This window comes from Streptomyces hainanensis (assembly GCF_004348415.1).
Taxonomy (GTDB): domain Bacteria; phylum Actinomycetota; class Actinomycetes; order Streptomycetales; family Streptomycetaceae; genus Streptomyces; species Streptomyces hainanensis.
The window spans coordinates 1-17,857 of record NZ_SMKI01000111.1 but is presented as its reverse complement, the minus strand read 5'-3'; the positions used below and the strand labels follow the sequence as shown (position 1 = coordinate 17,857).

Annotated in this window: 19 protein-coding genes; 16 read left to right on the top strand and 3 right to left on the bottom strand. The window is 71.1% G+C overall.

Features of this window, described 5'->3' with window-relative positions; genetic code table 11:
* The first annotated feature begins 105 nt into the window (after positions 1–105).
* From rpmE to E1283_RS12785, 16 genes are all read left to right on the top strand, one after another.
* Positions 106–330 carry a 50S ribosomal protein L31 gene (rpmE, locus tag E1283_RS12860; protein WP_132818127.1) on the top strand — a complete coding sequence of 75 codons (225 nt, stop codon included), beginning with the start codon at positions 106–108 and terminating at the stop codon, positions 328–330.
* Between the two features lie 132 nt (positions 331–462).
* Complete coding sequence (prfA, locus tag E1283_RS12855; protein WP_132818126.1) at positions 463–1,533, top strand: peptide chain release factor 1; 1,071 nt, start codon at positions 463–465, stop codon at positions 1,531–1,533.
* A gap of 112 nt (positions 1,534–1,645) precedes the next feature.
* On the top strand, positions 1,646–2,485 hold the full coding sequence (prmC, locus tag E1283_RS12850) for a peptide chain release factor N(5)-glutamine methyltransferase (RefSeq protein WP_132818129.1): 840 nt from the start codon (positions 1,646–1,648) through the stop codon (positions 2,483–2,485).
* Positions 2,486–2,502: 17 nt separating this feature from the next.
* Positions 2,503–3,150 (top strand): L-threonylcarbamoyladenylate synthase, encoded by a 648-nt coding sequence (locus tag E1283_RS12845; RefSeq protein ID WP_132818125.1) that lies wholly within the window; start codon positions 2,503–2,505, stop codon positions 3,148–3,150.
* A gap of 41 nt (positions 3,151–3,191) precedes the next feature.
* On the top strand, positions 3,192–3,854 hold the full coding sequence (locus tag E1283_RS12840) for an arsenate reductase/protein-tyrosine-phosphatase family protein (protein ID WP_207930383.1): 663 nt from the start codon (positions 3,192–3,194) through the stop codon (positions 3,852–3,854).
* 43 nt (positions 3,855–3,897) lie between these two features.
* Positions 3,898–5,409, top strand: a complete 1,512-nt coding sequence (locus E1283_RS12835; RefSeq protein WP_132818123.1) for an MraY family glycosyltransferase — start codon at positions 3,898–3,900, stop codon at positions 5,407–5,409.
* 200 nt (positions 5,410–5,609) lie between these two features.
* Positions 5,610–6,035, top strand: a complete 426-nt coding sequence (locus E1283_RS12830; RefSeq protein WP_132818122.1) for a Cg1360 family ATP-synthase-associated protein — start codon at positions 5,610–5,612, stop codon at positions 6,033–6,035.
* Between the two features lie 240 nt (positions 6,036–6,275).
* The gene (atpB, locus tag E1283_RS12825) at positions 6,276–7,070 is read left to right on the top strand and encodes a F0F1 ATP synthase subunit A (RefSeq protein WP_425086163.1); all 795 of its coding nucleotides are present in this window, start codon (positions 6,276–6,278) and stop codon (positions 7,068–7,070) included.
* Positions 7,071–7,140: 70 nt separating this feature from the next.
* Positions 7,141–7,386 (top strand): ATP synthase F0 subunit C, encoded by a 246-nt coding sequence (gene atpE, locus E1283_RS12820; RefSeq protein WP_132818120.1) that lies wholly within the window; start codon positions 7,141–7,143, stop codon positions 7,384–7,386.
* A gap of 46 nt (positions 7,387–7,432) precedes the next feature.
* Positions 7,433–7,993 (top strand): F0F1 ATP synthase subunit B, encoded by a 561-nt coding sequence (locus E1283_RS12815; RefSeq protein WP_132818128.1) that lies wholly within the window; start codon positions 7,433–7,435, stop codon positions 7,991–7,993.
* Between the two features lie 85 nt (positions 7,994–8,078).
* Positions 8,079–8,903 (top strand): F0F1 ATP synthase subunit delta, encoded by an 825-nt coding sequence (locus tag E1283_RS12810; protein ID WP_132818119.1) that lies wholly within the window; start codon positions 8,079–8,081, stop codon positions 8,901–8,903.
* A gap of 144 nt (positions 8,904–9,047) precedes the next feature.
* Positions 9,048–10,619 (top strand): F0F1 ATP synthase subunit alpha, encoded by a 1,572-nt coding sequence (gene atpA / locus E1283_RS12805; protein WP_132818118.1) that lies wholly within the window; start codon positions 9,048–9,050, stop codon positions 10,617–10,619.
* 3 nt (positions 10,620–10,622) lie between these two features.
* Entirely contained in the window at positions 10,623–11,552 is a 930-nt protein-coding gene (locus E1283_RS12800) for a F0F1 ATP synthase subunit gamma (protein WP_132818117.1), read from the top strand.
* 2 nt (positions 11,553–11,554) lie between these two features.
* A complete protein-coding gene (atpD, locus tag E1283_RS12795) occupies positions 11,555–13,009 on the top strand; it encodes a F0F1 ATP synthase subunit beta (RefSeq protein WP_132818116.1) in 1,455 nt (484 codons plus the stop codon).
* A gap of 117 nt (positions 13,010–13,126) precedes the next feature.
* Positions 13,127–13,510 (top strand): F0F1 ATP synthase subunit epsilon, encoded by a 384-nt coding sequence (locus E1283_RS12790; protein WP_132818115.1) that lies wholly within the window; start codon positions 13,127–13,129, stop codon positions 13,508–13,510.
* Positions 13,511–13,619: 109 nt separating this feature from the next.
* Complete coding sequence (locus tag E1283_RS12785) at positions 13,620–14,066, top strand: DUF2550 domain-containing protein (protein WP_132818114.1); 447 nt, start codon at positions 13,620–13,622, stop codon at positions 14,064–14,066.
* 144 nt (positions 14,067–14,210) lie between these two features.
* Here the strand turns inward: E1283_RS12785 and E1283_RS12780 are convergent, their stop codons facing one another.
* The 3 genes from E1283_RS12780 to E1283_RS12770 form a co-directional block, all read right to left on the bottom strand.
* Positions 14,211–15,893 carry a glycosyl hydrolase family 18 protein gene (locus E1283_RS12780; RefSeq protein ID WP_132818113.1) on the bottom strand — a complete coding sequence of 561 codons (1,683 nt, stop codon included), beginning with the start codon at positions 15,891–15,893 and terminating at the stop codon, positions 14,211–14,213.
* Between the two features lie 106 nt (positions 15,894–15,999).
* On the bottom strand, positions 16,000–16,668 hold the full coding sequence (locus E1283_RS12775; RefSeq protein ID WP_132818112.1) for a response regulator: 669 nt from the start codon (positions 16,666–16,668) through the stop codon (positions 16,000–16,002).
* The coding region (locus E1283_RS12770) for a sensor histidine kinase (RefSeq protein WP_132818111.1) at positions 16,665–17,857 on the bottom strand (1,193 nt) is incomplete at its 5' end. The genes E1283_RS12770 and E1283_RS12775, both read right to left, overlap by 4 nt.

Here is a 17,857-nt window from a genome sequence, read left to right as displayed (position 1 = left end):
GTTTTGGAGGGTGCGCACCAGTGCTGGCAGACTGGAGCGTCGGCCCCGGTTCACGGCGCGCATCCCGCGCACCGACCCGGCGCCCTCCCGAACCTAGGAGACACCGTGAAGCGCGACATTCACCCGACGTACGTCGAGACCCAGGTCAGCTGCACCTGTGGCGCGTCGTTCACCACCCGCTCGACCGTGAGCGGCGGGACGATCCGGTCCGACATCTGCTCGGAGTGCCACCCGTTCTACACCGGCAAGCAGAAGATCATGGACACCGGTGGCCGCGTGGCCCGCTTCGAGGCGCGCTTCGGCAAGAACGCCGGGTCGAACCGGAAGTAGCGACCCCGACGGCGCCGGGCCCGGCCGCCCGTCCTGGAAGACCAGGCGGCGGCCGGACCGGCGCCTTTCGCGTCCTCAAGGGGGCGCGCGTCCCCTCAAGTCACCGTTACGCAGAGCTCAGGAGCAGCCACGATGTTCGAGGCGGTCGAGGAACTGGTCGGCGAGCACGCCGACCTCGAGCGACGGCTCGCCGACCCCGCGATCCACGCCGACCAGGCGACGGCGCGCCGGCTCGGCAAGCGGTACGCCGAGCTGACCCCCATCATCGCGGCCTTCCGCGCCTGGCGCGGAACCGGTGAGGACATCGAGACCGCCCGCGAACTCGCCGCGGAGGACCCGGAGTTCGCCGACGAGGTCAAGCAGCTCCAGGCGCGCCGCGAGGAGTTGACCGACGAGCTGCGGCTGCTGCTCGTCCCGCGCGATCCCAGCGACGACAAGGACGTCATCCTGGAGATCAAGGCCGGTGAGGGCGGCGACGAGTCGGCGCTGTTCGCCGGCGACCTGCTGCGGATGTACCTGCGGTACGCGGAGCGCGTCGGCTGGCGGACCGAGATCATCGACGGCAACGAGTCCGACCTCGGCGGCTACAAGGACGTCTCGGTGGCCGTGAAGAGCCGCGGCACCCCGGCGCCCGGGCAGGGCGTGTGGGCCAGGCTCAAGTACGAGGGCGGCGTGCACCGGGTGCAGCGGGTGCCGGCCACCGAGTCCCAGGGCCGCATCCACACCTCGGCCGCCGGCGTGCTGGTGCTGCCCGAGGCCGAGGACGTCGAGGTCGAGATCAACCAGAACGACCTGCGCATCGACGTCTACCGCTCCTCGGGGCCCGGCGGCCAGTCCGTCAACACCACCGACTCCGCGGTCCGCATCACCCACCTGCCCACCGGCATCGTCGTCTCCTGCCAGAACGAGAAGAGCCAGCTCCAGAACAAGGAGCAGGCACTGCGGATCCTCCGGGCCCGGCTGCTGGCCGCCGCGCGCGAGGAGGCCGACCGGGAGGCGTCCGACGCCCGCCGCAGCCAGGTGCGGACGGTGGACCGCTCGGAGCGGGTGCGCACCTACAACTTCCCGGAGAACCGGATCTCGGACCACCGGGTGGGCTTCAAGGCGTACAACCTCGACCAGGTGCTCGACGGTGAGCTCGATCCGGTGATCCAGGCGTGCGTGGACGCCGATTCCGCCGCCAAGCTCGCGGCGGCGCAGTGAGCGAGAGATGCGTAGGGTGGGCGACGTGACTGCATCTAGCGGACGACCTTCCCCCGACCTTCGGCCGGGAGGTGCCGCCGGGGCTCCCTCCGGCCGTGGGGCGACGCGCTCCCTGCTGCTGGCCGAGGTGGCGCGGGCCACCCAGCGGCTGGCCGACGCCGGGGTGCCTTCGCCGCGGTACGACGCCGAGGAGCTGGCCGCGTTCGTGCACGGCACCGATCGCGGCAGGCTGCACTCCGTCGCCGACGCCGACTTCGACGCCCGCTACTGGGAGGCGGTGGCCCGCCGCGAGGCGCGCGAGCCGCTGCAACACATCACCGGACGGGCCTTCTTCCGCTACCTCGAACTCCAGGTGGGGCCAGGGGTGTTCGTGCCCCGCCCGGAGACGGAGTCGGTGGTGGGCTGGGCGATAGACGCGGTGCGCGCCATGGACGTGGCGGAGCCGCTCATCGTCGACCTGTGCACCGGCTCGGGCGCCATCGCGCTGGCGCTGGCGCAGGAGGTGCCGCGCTCCCGGGTGCACGGCGTCGAGCTCGACGACCGGGCGCTCGAGTGGGCCCGGCGGAACGCCGAGGGATCCCGCGTGGTGCTGCACCACGGGGACGCCCGCACCGCCCTGCCCGAACTGACCGGGCAGGTCGACCTGGTGATCTCCAACCCGCCCTACATCCCGCTCGGCGAGTGGGAGCACGTGGCGCCCGAGGCCCGGGACCACGACCCCGAGCTGGCGCTGTTCTCCGGCGAGGACGGCCTCGACACCATCAGGGGCCTGGAGCGGGCGGCGCACCGGCTGCTGCGCCACGGTGGCATGGTGGTCATCGAACACGCCGACACCCAGGGCGGCCAGGTGCCCTGGATCTTCACCGAGGACCGCGGCTGGGCCGATGCCGCGGACCACCCCGACCTGAACAACCGGCCACGATTCGCCACCGCCCGCCGGGTCGCGCGGTGAGAGGAGGACCCTCAGTCATGGCACGTCGTTACGACTGCTCGGACCCGGTCGACCGCAAGCACGGGCTCCGGGAGGCGGCGTCCGCCGTGCGGCGCGGCGATCTGGTCGTGCTGCCCACCGACACCCTCTACGGGGTCGGGGCCGACGCCTTCAACACCAGTGCGGTGGGCGACCTGTTCGAGGCCAAGGGGCGCAGCCGCGGCATGCCGTCGCCGGTGCTGATCGGCTCGCCGAACACGCTGCACGGGCTGGTCACCGACTTCTCCGAGCGTGCCTGGGAACTCGTCGACGCCTTCTGGCCCGGCGCGCTCACCATCGTCGCCAAGCACCAGCCGTCCCTCACCTGGGACCTGGGGGAGACTCGCGGCACGGTCGCGGTGCGGATGCCGCTGCACCCCGTCGCCCTCGAACTCCTCAAGGACTTCGGCCCGATGGCGGTCTCCAGCGCCAACCTCAGCGGCCACGCGCCGCCCATCGACTGCGACGGCGCCAAGGAGATGCTGGGCGACGCGGTCGCCGTCTACCTCGACGGCGGCCCGACGCTGGACACCGTGCCGTCCTCGATCGTCGACGTCACCGGGGACGTTCCGGTGCTGTTGCGCGCCGGGGCGGTGAGCGAGGAGGAGCTGCGCAAGGTAGTGCCCGATCTGGAGACCTCGCATTGACCCCGCCCGCGGCCAGCCCCGCGGACACCGGCAGCACCGGCATACCGGCGTCCGAGGCGCCCGGCCCTCCGCGGCAGGTCTTCCGGATACTGCACGTGAGCACGGGCAACGTGTGCCGGTCGCCGATCACCGAGCGGCTGACCCGGCACGCCCTCAGCGCCCGGCTCGGCGGCTTCGCCTGTGGCCTCGTGGTGGAGAGCGCGGGCACCTGGGGGCACGAGGGAGCTCCGATGGAGGCGCACGCGGCGGAGCTGCTCGCCGAGTACGGGGCCGACGCCGGTGACTTCTTCGGCCGGGAACTGCTGGACGAGCACGTGATCCAGGCCGATCTGGTGCTCACCGCGACCCGGGACCACCGGGCCCAGGTGATCTCCATGGGGCACTCGGCCGGCCTCCGCACGTTCACGCTCAAGGAGTTCACCCGCCTGGTGCGGGCCATCGACATGACCACGCTGCCCGCCGCGTCCTCGCCCGAGGGCCTGGTGGAGCGTGCGCGGGCGCTCTCACGGGCGGCCGCCGCCCTGCGCGGCTGGCTGCTGGCGCCCAACGCGGAGGCCGACGAGGTGCAGGATCCGTACGGTGCGCCGTTGCCCTACTTCCGCAGCATCGGCGAGGAGATCAGCTCGGCGCTCGACCCCGTCGTCACCGCTCTGACCGGGGTGCCTTCGCGCGCACCATGGCGGTCGAGGGGGGCGCGGGCATGAGAGGGTGTTCGGCGGTAGTCCAGCGAGATCACTGGGGCATCTTGTGCGCGAATACCTGTTGACGCTCTGTGTCGCGGCAGCGGTCACCTATCTGCTGACGGGGCCGGTGCGGAAGTTCGCGATCGCCTGGGGCGCGATGCCGGCGATCAGAGCGCGGGACATCCACCGTGAGCCCACGCCGCGGCTCGGCGGCATCGCGATGTTCGGCGGGTTGTGCGCCGGCCTGCTGGTGGCCGCCCAGCTGGAGAACATCGGCGAGGTGTTCCTGACCTCGGACGAGCCGCGGGCGCTGCTCTCCGGGGCGGCGCTGATCTGGATCGTGGGCGTGCTCGACGACCGGTACGGCGTGGACGCGCTGCTCAAGCTGGGCCTCCAGATGATCGCGGCCGGCGTGATGGTGCTCCAGGGCCTGACCATCCTGTGGCTGCCGGTGCCCACGGTGGGCTTGGTTGCGCTGACCCCGCTCCAGGGCACGCTGCTCACGGTGGCCATCGTGGTGGTCACCATCAACGCGGTGAACTTCGTGGACGGCCTCGACGGCCTGGCCGCCGGCATGGTCTGCATCGCGGCCGCCGCGTTCTTCCTGTACGCGTACCGCATCTGGTACGGCTACGGGATCGAGGCGGCCGCCCCCGCGACGCTCTTCGCGGCCGTGCTGATCGGCATGTGCGTCGGCTTCCTGCCGCACAACCTGCACCCGGCGCGGATCTTCATGGGCGACTCGGGGTCGATGCTGCTCGGCCTGGTGCTGGCCGCGGGCGCGGTGTCCATCACCGGCCAGGTCGACCCGGACGCCATGGGCCTCGACCTGACCGGCCGGGAGCGCACGGTGCAGCAGGTGCCGGTGTACATCCCGCTGTTGCTGCCGCTGACGATCATCGTGGTGCCGTTCATGGACCTGGTGCTGGCGATCGTGCGCCGCACGTGGAACGGGCGCTCGCCGTTCAGCGCGGACCGCGGCCACCTGCACCACCGGCTGCTGGAGATCGGCCACTCGCAGAGCCGGGCCGTGCTGATCATGTACTTCTGGTCGGCGCTGACCTCGTTCGGCGCGGTGGCGTACTCGGCGCAGGCCGCCAACGAGTGGGCCAGCGCGTGGATCGTCCCGACGGTGGTGGTGCTGAGCGCGGTCGGCCTGATCGTCCTGCTCATGCCGCGCTTCACGCCGCGCGCCCCGATGTGGGCGCAACGTCTCGTGCCGCCGCGCTACCGGCGGACGCCGGTAGCGCCTGCTGGCGCCACCGGCTCGAAGGTCCGGGAGGACGCGGCCCCACCGGCCGGGGCGGACAGCCCTTCGGCCGCCGGACCGGCTGCCGGCGCAGAGCCGGAGCCTGTCGCCGCGGATCCGACCGTGGAATCCGAACCGGCGGAAGTCGGCGGGCCGGTGGCGGTAGCCACCGAGGCTTCGGCCGAGCCGGTTGGCGTGGCCACGGCCGATGAGGCCGTCGCGACGGACTCGCCGGTGAAGCCCGCCGCAGGCGCCCGGCAGGGCGCGACGGCGATCGGGGACCGGCAGCGGTCGCCGCGGCGACGCAAGATCGACAGTCGGTCGTGAGCGTGAAATCCGGGCGACGAGACGCCTAGCAGATGGTGATCGTCCCGTCAGCTCCGCAACGGTTTGATTACCTCTTCCGTGTGAGGCCCTGCACACGAACTGGGTAAAGACCTCATCAAATAGTTTGTGATAGCGTTCACGAAACGCTCGTCAATTCGTCAACGACGACAGTCCCCAAAGCCCGTCGGAGAAACACTTCCATGCAGTCCAACGACGCCGCGATCATCCGTGGCGCCGCGATCCCCACTGCCGCGGTAGGTGTGCTCGCCGTCGCCATCGGCGCGGTCGTGGCAGGGGTCGACGGTGCCGTCGGGGTAGCCCTCGGAGTGCTCCTCGCCGCCCTCTTCTTCGGCGGAGGTCTGCTCACCCTCGGGTACGTCGGCCGGCGCTGGCCTGAGCTGTTCTTCGGCGCGGCCTTCATGACCTACACCACGCAGATGGTGCTGCTGGTCGTCGCGCTCCTTCTGCTGCGCGACGCCTCGTTCCTCAACCCGCGGGCGTTCATCATCGGAGTGGTGGTCGGCACCGTCGCCTGGCTCGGTGGCCAGGTTCGAGCGCACGTGCGTATCAAGACCCCCTACGTGGTGCCCGAGTCCACGGGTTCCTCGCCTGGCGGGCGGCCATGAGCGGCAGTGGTGACAGCGGGGGCTGTATAACGAGCCTCGCCGCGTGCTGCTATCGTCCGTCGCCGAGAGCCGAGTCGAGGCAGGCGCGCGTGCTGTGCGGGACAGCGGTGCATGTGCCGACCGGCGTTTCTCCCGCCACACCCAGTCCAGTGCCGTTCCGTGGCATGCCGCCGCGCCGACACATCGAGGTTGCCGTATTCATGCGTCACGCCGAGGGAGCTCACGGTGAGTAACGAAGAGGTGCTCGCCTTCGAGACTGATTGCCACCTGTTCCAAGACTGCGGCTTCCCCGCCCCGTCGGTGTGGTCGTTCCTCTTCGAGCCGATTTTCACGGTCGGTCCGATCGAGTTCAACAAGATCATGCTGCTGGCGCTGCTCGGCACCGCGCTGATCCTCACCTTCTTCTGGGCCGCGTTCGCCAACCCGAAGGTGGTGCCCGGCAAGCTGCAGATGGTGGCCGAGGCCGGCTACGACTTCGTCCGGCGCGGCGTCGCCCGCGAGATCATGGGCAAGAAGGGTGAGCCGTTCGTTCCCCTCCTCGTCTCGTTGTTCTTCTTCGTCTGGGTCATGAACATCTGGGCGGTCATTCCGTTCGCCCAGTTCCCCGTGACCTCGGCCATCGCCTTCCCGGCCGTGCTCGCCGCAGTGGTGTGGGTCACCTACATGACGGTGACGTTCCGGACCAACGGCTTCGTCGGCGGCATCCGCAACCTCTGTGTCCCCAGCGGGCTGCCCAAGCCGATCTACGTGATCCTGACGCCCATCGAGTTCTTCTCGAACGTCATCCTGCGGCCCTTCACGCTGACGGTCCGGCTCTTCGCCAACATGTTCGCCGGCCACCTGCTGCTGCTGCTCTTCATCACCGCGACCTGGTACATGCTGGGGACCCTCGGCGGCACGCTCTACGCGATCCCGGCGTTCGTGTTCGCGCTGATCCTGACCGGCTTCGAGCTCTTCATCCAGGCTCTGCAGGCTTACGTCTTCGTCGTCCTCACGGCCAACTACCTCTCCCAGGCGCTCGAAGAAGCGCACTGAGAGCCCCAAGCAACAACCCCCCGGTGGGCGCACATCCCACCGGCCCACCACAGAGAAGGATAGAACGGACATGTCCGCAGCTTTCGAGACCCTTGCCGCCGCCTCTGGGATCAAGGGCAGCCTGAACACCATCGGCTTCGGCCTCGCCGCCATCGGCCCCGGCATCGGCGTCGGCATCGTCTTCGGTAACGGCGTGCAGGCCATGGCTCGGCAGCCCGAGGCCGCCGGCCTGATCCGTACCAACATGCTGCTCGGCTTCGCGGTGATCGAGGCGCTGGCGCTGATGGGCTTCGTGCTCGCCTTCGCCAACCCGTGATCGGCCCCGACGCTCTTTAGACGAGAGGTCCACCACCATGATCGAGATGATCGAACTGGCGGCGTCGGAGCCCAACAGCCCGCTGCTGCCCGTGTGGCCTGAGGTCGGAATCGGTCTGATCTGCTTCGGCATCATCTTCTTCGCCTTCTACAAGAAGCTGCTGCCGAACATCAACAAGACGCTCGACGAGCGCCGCGAGTCCATCGAAGGCGGCATCGAGAAGGCCGAGTCCATCCAGGCCGAGGCCCGGCAGACGCTGGACAGCTACAAGGAGCTGCTCGCGGAGGCCAGGCACGAGGCCGCCCGGCTGCGCCAGGAGGCGCAGGAGCAGGGTGCCTCGCTCATCGCCGAGATGCGCGCGGAGGGTCAGCGGCAGCGCGAGGAGATCATCGCCGCCGGCCACACCCAGATCGCGGCCGACCGCAGGCAGGCCACCGAGCAGCTGCGGCAGGACGTGGGCCAGCTGGCGATCGAGCTCGCCGGCCGGCTGGTCGGGGAGTCTCTCGAGGACCACGCTCGGCAGAGCCGCACCATCGACCGTTTCCTCGACGAGCTCGAGGAGCAGGCCGACGGCCCGGTCCCGAGCCGTACCGAGGCCGGTCGATGAGTTCCACCAGCAACGGGTCGAGCCGCCGGGCAGGTGCCCGGCGGCGTCCGGCCCGTGAGCAGCGAGTGTGAGAGGGAGTGACCAGATGATCGGCGCGAGCCGAGAGGCCGTCGAGGCCGCGCGTGAGCGCCTTGACGCGCTGACCGACAACACCCGCGTGGACGCCGCCGACCTGGCCGCCGACCTGGCCGCGGTCACCGTCCTGCTCGACCGCGAGACCGCGCTGCGGCGGCTGCTGACCGATCCGGCGCAGTCGGGCGAGCGCAAGGCCGAGCTGGTCGGCCGGCTGCTCACCGGACAGGTGAGCGGCGAGGCCGTCGACCTGGTCTCGGGCATGGTCAGGTCCCGCTGGTCCGCGTCGCGGAACCTGGTCGACGCGCTGGAGCAGCTGGCCGAGGCGGCCGATCTGATCGCCGCCGAAGAGGCCGGCGCGCTGGACACGGTGGAGGACGAGCTGTTCCGGTTCGGCCGGATCGTCGTCACCTCGCCGGCCCTCAGCGCGGCCCTCAGCGCGAAGGACACCGACGCGGCGCGGATCGCCGCCCGGGCGGGGCTGATCCGCGAGCTGCTGGGCGGCCGGGCCCACGAGGTCACGATCCGGCTCGTCACCAGGCTGGTGGAACGGCCGCGGGGACGTAGCCTGGACAGTGGGCTCGACGCCCTGTGCTCGCTGGCCGCGGCGCGGCGGGGCCGATCGGTCGCCGTCGTCACCTCGGCGGTACCGCTCAGTGACGCTCAGCGACAGCGGCTCGGCGACGCGCTGTCCCGGCTGTACGACAGGCCGATCCAACTGAACCTGGACGTCGACCCGACGGTCATCGGCGGGATCTCGGTGCGGGTGGGCGACGAGGTCATCCACGGCACCATCGCCGACCGGCTGGACGAGGTCAACCGGCGGATGGCCGGCTGACCGGCCTGGGGGCACCTCCCGGGCGAAGTCCGGGGGAAGCCGGCGCGCCTGCGGGCGCCACCAACTCAAGAAGCAGTACTAGCGGCCCGAGTTGGGCCGTAGTGGACATACTTACGGGCCCAACAAGGAGAGCAGGGAACCCAGATGGCGGAGCTCACGATCCGGCCGGATGAGATCCGGGACGCACTGGAGAACTTCGTCCAGTCGTACACGCCGGACGCGGCCTCGCGCGAAGAGGTCGGGACGGTCAGCGTTGCCGGTGACGGCATCGCGAAGGTCGAGGGGCTGCCCTCGGCCATGGCGAACGAGCTGCTCGAGTTCGAGGACGGCACCCTCGGCCTCGCCCTCAACCTCGAGGAGCGGGAGATCGGCGTCGTCGTCCTCGGTGAGTTCAGCGGCATCGAGGAGGGTCAGCCGGTGCGCCGCACCGGCGAGGTCCTCTCGGTGGCCGTCGGCGACGGTTACCTCGGCCGGGTCGTGGACCCGCTGGGCAACGCGATCGACGGGCTCGGCGAGATCGAGACCACCGGCCGTCGCGCCCTGGAGCTGCGCGCGCCCAGCGTGATGCAGCGCAAGTCGGTGCACGAGCCGATGGAGACCGGCTACAAGGCCGTCGACACCATGACCCCGATCGGCCGTGGCCAGCGTCAGCTGATCATCGGCGACCGGCAGACCGGCAAGACGGCGCTCGCGGTCGACACGATCATCAACCAGCGCGACAACTGGCGTTCCGGCGATCCGAACAAGCAGGTCCGCTGCATCTACGTGGCGATCGGCCAGAAGGGCTCCACCATCGCCTCGGTGCGTGGCGCCCTGGAGGAGGCCGGCGCGCTGGAGTACACCACCATCGTGGCGGCCCCGGCGTCCGACCCGGCCGGCTTCAAGTACATCGCGCCCTACACCGGCTCGGCCATCGGCCAGCACTGGATGTACGACGGCAAGCACGTCCTGATCATCTTCGACGACCTGTCGAAGCAGGCCGACGCCTACCGCGCCGTCTCCCTGCTGCTGCGCCGCCCGCCGGGCCGTGAGGCGTACCCGGGCGACGTGTTCTACCTGCACTCCCGGCTGCTGGAGCGCTGCGCCAAGCTCTCCGACGACATGGGCGCCGGCTCGATGACCGGCCTGCCGATCGTCGAGACCAAGGCCAACGACGTCTCCGCGTTCATCCCGACCAACGTGATCTCCATCACCGACGGTCAGTGCTTCCTGGAGTCCGACCTGTTCAACGCGGGCCAGCGCCCGGCGCTGAACGTCGGCATCTCGGTCTCCCGCGTCGGTGGCTCCGCGCAGCACAAGGCGATCCGGCAGATCACCGGTTCGCTCCGCGTCGACCTGGCCCAGTACCGCGAGCTCGAGGCGTTCGCCGCCTTCGGCTCCGACCTGGACGCGGCCTCCAAGTCGGCCCTGGCCCGTGGCCAGCGCATGGTCGAGCTGCTGAAGCAGGAGCAGTACAGCCCGTTCCCGACCGAGAACCAGGTGGTCTCGGTGTGGTCCGGCACCAACGGCCTGATGGACGACATCCCGGTCGGCGACATCCGTCGCTTCGAGCGCGAGCTGCTCGACTACCTGGGCCGGGAGCACAAGGGCCTGATGACGTCGATCCGCGAGGGCGGCAAGATGTCGGACGACACCGTCGAGGCCGTCCGCGCCGCCGTCAACAAGTTCAAGTCGCAGTTCGAGACGGCGGACGGCAAGCTGCTGGGCGAGGGCTGATCCATGGGCTCCCAGCTTCGGATCTACAAGCGGCGGATCAAGTCGGTCTCGGCGACCAAGAAGATCACCCGCGCCATGGAGATGATCGCGGCCTCGCGCATCATCAAGGCGCAGCGCCGGGTCGCCGCGGCCACGCCGTACGCCGACGAGATCACCAACGCGGTGACCGCGGTGGCGTACGGCTCCGAGGTGAAGCACCCGCTGACCACCAAGATCGAGCGGCCGCGGCGTGCCGCGGTGCTGCTGATCACCTCGGACCGCGGCCTGGCCGGCGGGTACTCGTCCAACGCCATCAAGGCGGGCGAGCACCTGACGGGCGAGCTGGTCGCCTCCGGCATGCAGGTCGACACGTACATCGTCGGCCGCAAGGGCGTGGCGTACTACGGGTTCCGTGAGCGTCCGATCACGCACTCCTGGACGGGCTTCACGGACAACCCGACCTACGCGGACGCCAAGGATGTCGCGGCGCCGCTGATCGAGGCCATCCGGAAGGACACCGACGAGGGCGGCATCGACGAACTCCACATCGCGTACACGGAGTTCGTCTCGATGATCAGCCAGACGCCGGTGGAGCGCCAGCTGCTGCCGATGGAGATCGTCGACTCCGCCGAGGAGTCGGCCGAGGTCTTCAAGCGCGACGGCGCGCCACGTCCGCTCTACGACTTCGAGCCGTCGCCCGAGCAGGTGCTCGACGCGCTGCTGCCGGGGTACGTGGAGAGCAGGATCTACACGGCCCTGCTGCAGGCGGCCGCCTCCAAGCACGCCGCGACCCGTCGGGCGATGAAGTCGGCGACGGACAACGCCGAGGAACTCATCAAGTCGTTCACCCGGCTTGCCAACGCGGCCCGCCAGGCCGAAATCACCCAGGAAATCACCGAGATCGTCGGTGGCGCGAGCGCCTTGGCCGACGCGACCGCGGGAAGTGAACGCTAACCATGACCACTGCTGCTGAGGCGGCCCCCAGCAAGGCCGCGGCCACGGGCCGGATCGCCCGAGTCATCGGTCCGGTCGTCGACGTGGAGTTCCCCGTCGACGCCATCCCGGACATCTACAACGCCCTGACGGTGGAGGTCGACGACCCCGCCGAGAAGGGCACCACCAGGACGCTGACCCTCGAGGTCGCGCAGCACCTGGGCGAGGGCCTGGTGCGCACCATCGCCCTGGAGCCCAACGACGGTCTGGTCCGGCAGGCGCCGGTCACCGACACCGGCCGGGGTATCTCCGTGCCGGTGGGCGACGTGACCAAGGGCCGGGTGTTCAACACCCTGGGCCAGATCCTGAACGAGCCGGAGGCCGAGTCCGAGGTCACCGACCGGTGGGACATCCACCGCAAGGCCCCGGCGTTCGACCAGCTCGAGTCGAAGACCGAGATGTTCGAGACCGGTCTGAAGGTCATCGACCTGCTGACCCCGTACGTCAAGGGCGGCAAGATCGGCCTGTTCGGCGGCGCCGGGGTGGGCAAGACCGTGCTCATCCAGGAGATGATCATGCGTGTGGCGAAGCTGCACGAGGGCGTCTCCGTGTTCGCCGGCGTCGGCGAGCGCACCCGTGAGGGCAACGACCTGATCGCGGAGATGGACGAGTCGGGCGTGCTCCCGCAGACCGCGCTCGTCTTCGGCCAGATGGACGAGCCGCCGGGCACCCGCCTCCGGGTGGCGCTCGCCGGCCTGACCATGGCGGAGTACTTCCGCGACGTCCAGAAGCAGGACGTGCTGTTCTTCATCGACAACATCTTCCGCTTCACCCAGGCCGGTTCCGAGGTGTCCACGCTGCTCGGCCGCATGCCGTCCGCGGTGGGCTACCAGCCGAACCTGGCGGACGAGATGGGCGTGCTGCAGGAGCGCATCACCTCGACCCGCGGTCACTCGATCACCTCGATGCAGGCGATCTACGTGCCGGCGGACGACCTGACCGACCCGGCGCCGGCGACCACCTTCGCCCACCTGGACGCGACGACGGTGCTCTCCCGCCCGATCTCGGAGAAGGGCATCTACCCCGCGGTGGACCCGCTGGACTCCACGTCCCGCATCCTGGACCCGCGGTACGTCTCGCAGGACCACTACGACTGCGCGTCCCGCGTCAAGGGGATCCTGCAGAAGTACAAGGACCTCCAGGACATCATCGCGATCCTCGGTATGGACGAGCTGAGCGAGGAGGACAAGCTCACCGTCCAGCGGGCGCGGCGGATCGAGCGCTTCCTGTCGCAGAACACCCACGCGGCGAAGCAGTTCACCGGCATGGACGGCTCGGACGTGCCGCTCGACGAGTCGATCGCGGCGTTCAACGCCATCGCGGACGGCGAGTTCGACCACTTCCCCGAGCAGGCGTTCTTCATGTGCGGTGGCCTGGACGACCTGAAGGCCAAGGCCAAGAAGCTGGGCGTCTCCTGATCCTGGTCAGCTGGTGGGGCGGGGTGGCCCAGGTCCTGACAGGACCGGGTGGGCACCCCGCCCCACGGGTGCCAGGGGGCGCCAACTATTCTTTAGCAAGGAGAGAGGGGAGCCATCGTGGCTGAGCTGCACGTCGAGTTGGTCGCCGCGGACCGGCAGGTCTGGTCTGGCGAGGCCAGCCTGGTCGTGGCGCGCACCACCTCGGGCGACATCGGCATCATGCCCGGCCACCAGCCGCTGCTCGCGGTGCTCCAGCCGGGCCCGGTGACCATCCGCACGGCCGGCGAGACCGGCCAGGGCACCGTGGTGGCCGCCGTGCACGGCGGTTTCGTCTCCTACACGGACGGTAAGCTGTCGCTGCTCGCGGAGATCGCGGAGCTGTCCGAGGAGATCGACGTCGAGCGAGCCGAGCGAGCCCTGGAACGGGCGAGGTCGGAGGCGGACACGCCCGCCGAGCGGCGTGCCGACGTGCGGCTGCGGGCCGTGGCGGCGAGCCGCTGACGCGCGGCCGGCCGCCAGCGGCCGGCCATCAATCTTCGGCAGGCGTATTCGCGGGCGTCATCGGGGCAGCCGGCACGGAACACGGCACGAGGCGAGGAGGTCGATCGGATTGGTCCTCGCTCTGCTTGTGTCGGGTGCGGTGCTCGCGCTGCTGGTGCTCGGGCTCTTCGGCTTCGGGATGCGCCGGCGGCTGATCCAGCGGCTGGGTGGCACCTTCGACTGCAGCGCGCGCTTCACCCCGCCGCGCGCCGGCCAGTCGCAGGGCAAGGGCTGGCTCTACGGGGTGGCCAGGTACAACGGCGACCACGTGGAGTGGTTCCGGGTCTTCTCCTACGCGCTGCGGCCGCGCCGCACGCTCCAGCGGGACCGCATCCAGGTCCGGGACCGGCGACAGCCGGTGGGCGAGGAGGAGCTGGCGCTGCTGCCCGGCGCGGTGGTGCTGAGCTGCCGCCACGACGAGTGGGACGTGGAGCTGGCGATGAGCGAGGACGCCCTCACCGGCTTCCTGGCCTGGCTGGAGGCGGCGCCGCCCGGGCAACGGGTCAACGTGGCGTGATTCCGGGACCGTGAGACTCGGGACGAAGAACTGAGTGCGGCCGGGACGGCGATTCGTCAGCCGTCCCGGCCGCGGTCTTTCGTCCCCGGCCGCCAAGTGGGGCGTGCCGGCCGGGGATCGGACAGGACCTGGGCCCTGTTCGACCTAGCCGCCGAGCCCCTGGGTTATGGCGTGGGCCAGGGCGCCGTTGGAGCTGTCACCGGAGAACTCCCAGAAGAAGCCGCCGCCCAGGCCCTGCTGGCGGGCCCACTGCATCTTGGCGACGACAGTCGCCGGCGTGTCGTAGCTCCACCACTGGTTGCCGCAGTGCGCGTAGGCGGTGCCGGCCACGGTGCCGGTCGCCGGGCAGCGGGTGGCGAGCACCTTGTAGTCCTCGATGCCCTGTTCGTAGGTTCCCGGCGCCGGTCCTGTGGCGCTGCCGCCCGGTGCGCTCTGGCTGACGCCCGTCCAGCCGCGGCCGTAGAAGCCGATGCCGAGCAGCAGTTTCTCGGGTGGGACGCCCTGGGCACGGAGCGCGCTGATGGCCGCCTCCGAGGTGAAGCCCTGTGTCGGAAGGCCGTTGTACGAGGTCAGCGGCGAGTGCGGGGCGGTGGGGCCGGTGCCCGCCCAGGCGCCGAAGAAGTCGTAGGTCATCACGTTGAGCCAGTCCGCGTACTGGGCGCCGTAGGCGTAGTCGGTGGCGGAGATCCTGCCGCCCGGCGAGGCGTCGGCGGTGATGGCCGCGGTGACCAGCTGGTCGCCGAAGACGCCGCGGAAGGCGCGCATCATGTCGCCGAACACCCGCGGGCCGCTGCTGTCGCAGCTCAGCCCGCAGCCGTTGGGGTACTCCCAGTCCAGGTCGATGCCGTCGAAGACGCCCGCCCAGCGCGGGTCGTTGACCAGGTCGTAGCAGGACTGGGCGAACCGCTGCGGGTCACGCATGGCCTCGGTGAAGCCGCCCGACCAGGTCCAGCCGCCGAAGGACCACAGGATCTGGATGTCCGGGTAGCGCTCCTTGAGCTGGCGCAGCTGGTTGAAGTTGCCGCGGAGCGCGCCGGTGTCCCAGGTGTCGGCGACGCCGCTGACGCTCTCGGCGGCGCTGTAGGCGCGGTCGTAGGCGGCGTAGCTGTCGCCGATCGCGCACTCGCCGTTGGTCACGTTGCCGAAGGCGTAGTTGATGTGGGTGATCTCGTCGGCGGTGCCGGAGTCCACGATGTCCTTGACGTGGTAGTCGCGGCCGTAGACGCCCCACTCGGCGAAGTAGCCGAGGTTGACCTGGCCGTCGGGCGGGGCGCTGCCGCCGTCGTCGCCACCGCCTCCGTCGTCGCCCCCGTCGTCGCCGCCACCGCCGTCGTCCCCACCGCCGCCGCTGCCGTCACAGGGCTGGCCGTTGAGGAGACAGTTGGCGGGGGCGCCGCCGCCGCTGCCGTTGAAGCCGAAGCTGGCGGTCTGGCCGGGGGCCAGGGTGCCGTTCCAGCCGGCGTCACGGGCGGTCCAGTGGGTGCCGCTGTTGCTGACGCGGGCGTCCCAGGAGCTGCTGACGGCGGTGCCGGCGGGGAAGTCCCACTCCAGCGTCCAGCCGTTCATGGTCTCGGTGCCGGTGTTGCTGACGGTCCACCGGCCCTCGAAGCCGGTGCCCCAGTCGGTGGTCCTGGCGTAGGTCGCGGTGGCGGTGGCGGCCTGGGAGGGGCCCGCGACGGCCACGATCCAGGCGAGGGGAAGGGCGAACACCGCGAGAACGGCGGTGATTCGGCGTCTGACGCGTGACAAGGAGGGCTCCTTGGGTCGGCCGGTGGGGATGTGGGGAGGCCCGCGAGGGGCCCGGGTCCGTGCCGTGGAGCGGTGCATCGACCGCGCTCGATTAGCCGTGAGAGTAGAATGGTCCAGACCAACGGTCAAGAGGTCTGTACCACCGGCGACTTGGGGCCTGGCGGCGCCGTTCCCGGGGGAGGCCTCAGGAGGCCCGGCCGCCGGCGAGGCCCGCCTCCTGGGCCAGCACCGCCGCCTGGACCCGGCTGCGCAGGCCCAGCTTGTTGAGGATCCGGCTGACATGGGTCTTCACGGTGGCCTCCGCCATCCCGAGCCGCTCCGCGATCCCCGCGTTCGACAGCCCGGCGCCCACGTGCGCCAGCACCTCCCGCTCCCTGGGGGTGAGTGCGGCCAGCCGGCCCGCGTCCGGTGAAGGGCCCCGCGGGGCCGGGGAGTTGCGGGCGAACTCGGCGATCAGCCGGCGGGTGACGGCGGGCGCGATGGTGCCCTCGCCGGCCGCCACCGTGCGCACGGCGGCGATCAGCGACGGGGCGTCGCTGTCCTTCAACAGGAAGCCGCCGGCGCCGGCGCGGAGCGCCCCGAAGACGTACTCGTCGAAGTCGAAGGTGGTGAGCACCAGCACCTCGGCCAGCTCCTCGGCGACGATCCGCGCCGTGGCCGAGACCCCGTCGAGCACCGGCATCTGGATGTCCATCAGCACCAGGTCGGGCCGCAGCTCGCGGGCGAGGGCGATCGCCCGCTCCCCGTCGGCCGCCTCGCCGACCACCCGGATGTCGGGCGCGCTGCCCAGGATCAGCACCAGGCCCTGCCGCACCGCCGCCTGGTCCTCGGCGACCACCACCCGGACGGTCACGCGCTCTCCCGGACGGCGGCCGGGCTGTCGAGCAGCGGCAGCCGGGCGCGCACCCGCCAGCGGGGCGCGCCGTCGAGGCCGGGCTCAGGACCGGCCGCGAACGCGCCGGCCAGCAGCTCGACGCGCTCCCGCATCCCGATCAGGCCGGCCCCCGAGCCGGGCGCGCGGCTCGGCGCGCCCACCCCGTAGGGGCTGGTGACGGTGACCGTGAGCACGGCCTCGTCCTGCGCCAGGCCCACCTCGACCTCGCCGGGCGCGGCGTGCTTGACCGCGTTGGTCAGCGACTCCTGGACGATGCGGTACGCGGCCAGCTCGATCGGCGTGGGCAGCGCGGCGCCCGCCGGACGCTCGTCCCTCGCGGTGAAGCGGAGCCGGCCGGCGCCGCCGTCCCCCGCGCGGCGGAGCAGCGCGGGCAGGCCGTCGAGGTTCGGTGTCGCCTCCGGCTCGCCGCCGGCGCCCGACTCCCGCAGCAGGCCGATCAGCCGCCGCATCTCGGTGAGGCCCTGGGTGCTGTTCTCCCGGATCACCGACAGCGCCTGCCGGGTGGCCGCCCGCTCGTCGAGGGTGAGGGCGGCCGTGGCGTGGATGGCGATCGCGGACAGGTGGTTGGCCACCATGTCGTGCAGCTCCCTGGCCATCCTGGACCGCTCGCCGGCCACCGCCTGCACCCGATCCATCTCGGCCAGCAGCGCCGTCTGTTCGGCCCGCAGCCGCTCGGCGGCCGCCGTGTCCCGGTGGTGGCGGAGCATCAGCCCCGTCCACGCGGGGGTCGCGGTGACGGCGGCGGCCGCCACGCCGAGGGTGACGGCCTCGGGGGCGCGCAGCCAGACCACCGCGACGACGGTGACCACGATGCTGAGCGCCACGCTGCCGTGCGTGACGATCCTGCCGAAGCGCTGCCGGCCGTAGAGCGTGGCCGCGTAGACCACGTCGGTGAACATCAGCAGCACGGCCAGCAGACCGCCGAAGGCGACGTCGACCACGAGGGCGGCGACGGAGAGCGGCAGGGCGACCTCGGGCCTGGTGCGGCGCAGCAACTCGGCGCCGCACATGACGAGCAGCCCGACCAGCACCAGCGGGCCGTGCGGCCGGCCCGGGAACATGTACATACCGAACACGGCGCCGAACAGGCCGCCGGCCAGGCCGGCCGACGCGATCCACACGTCGTGGCGGTGGGGGCGGGGTGGGC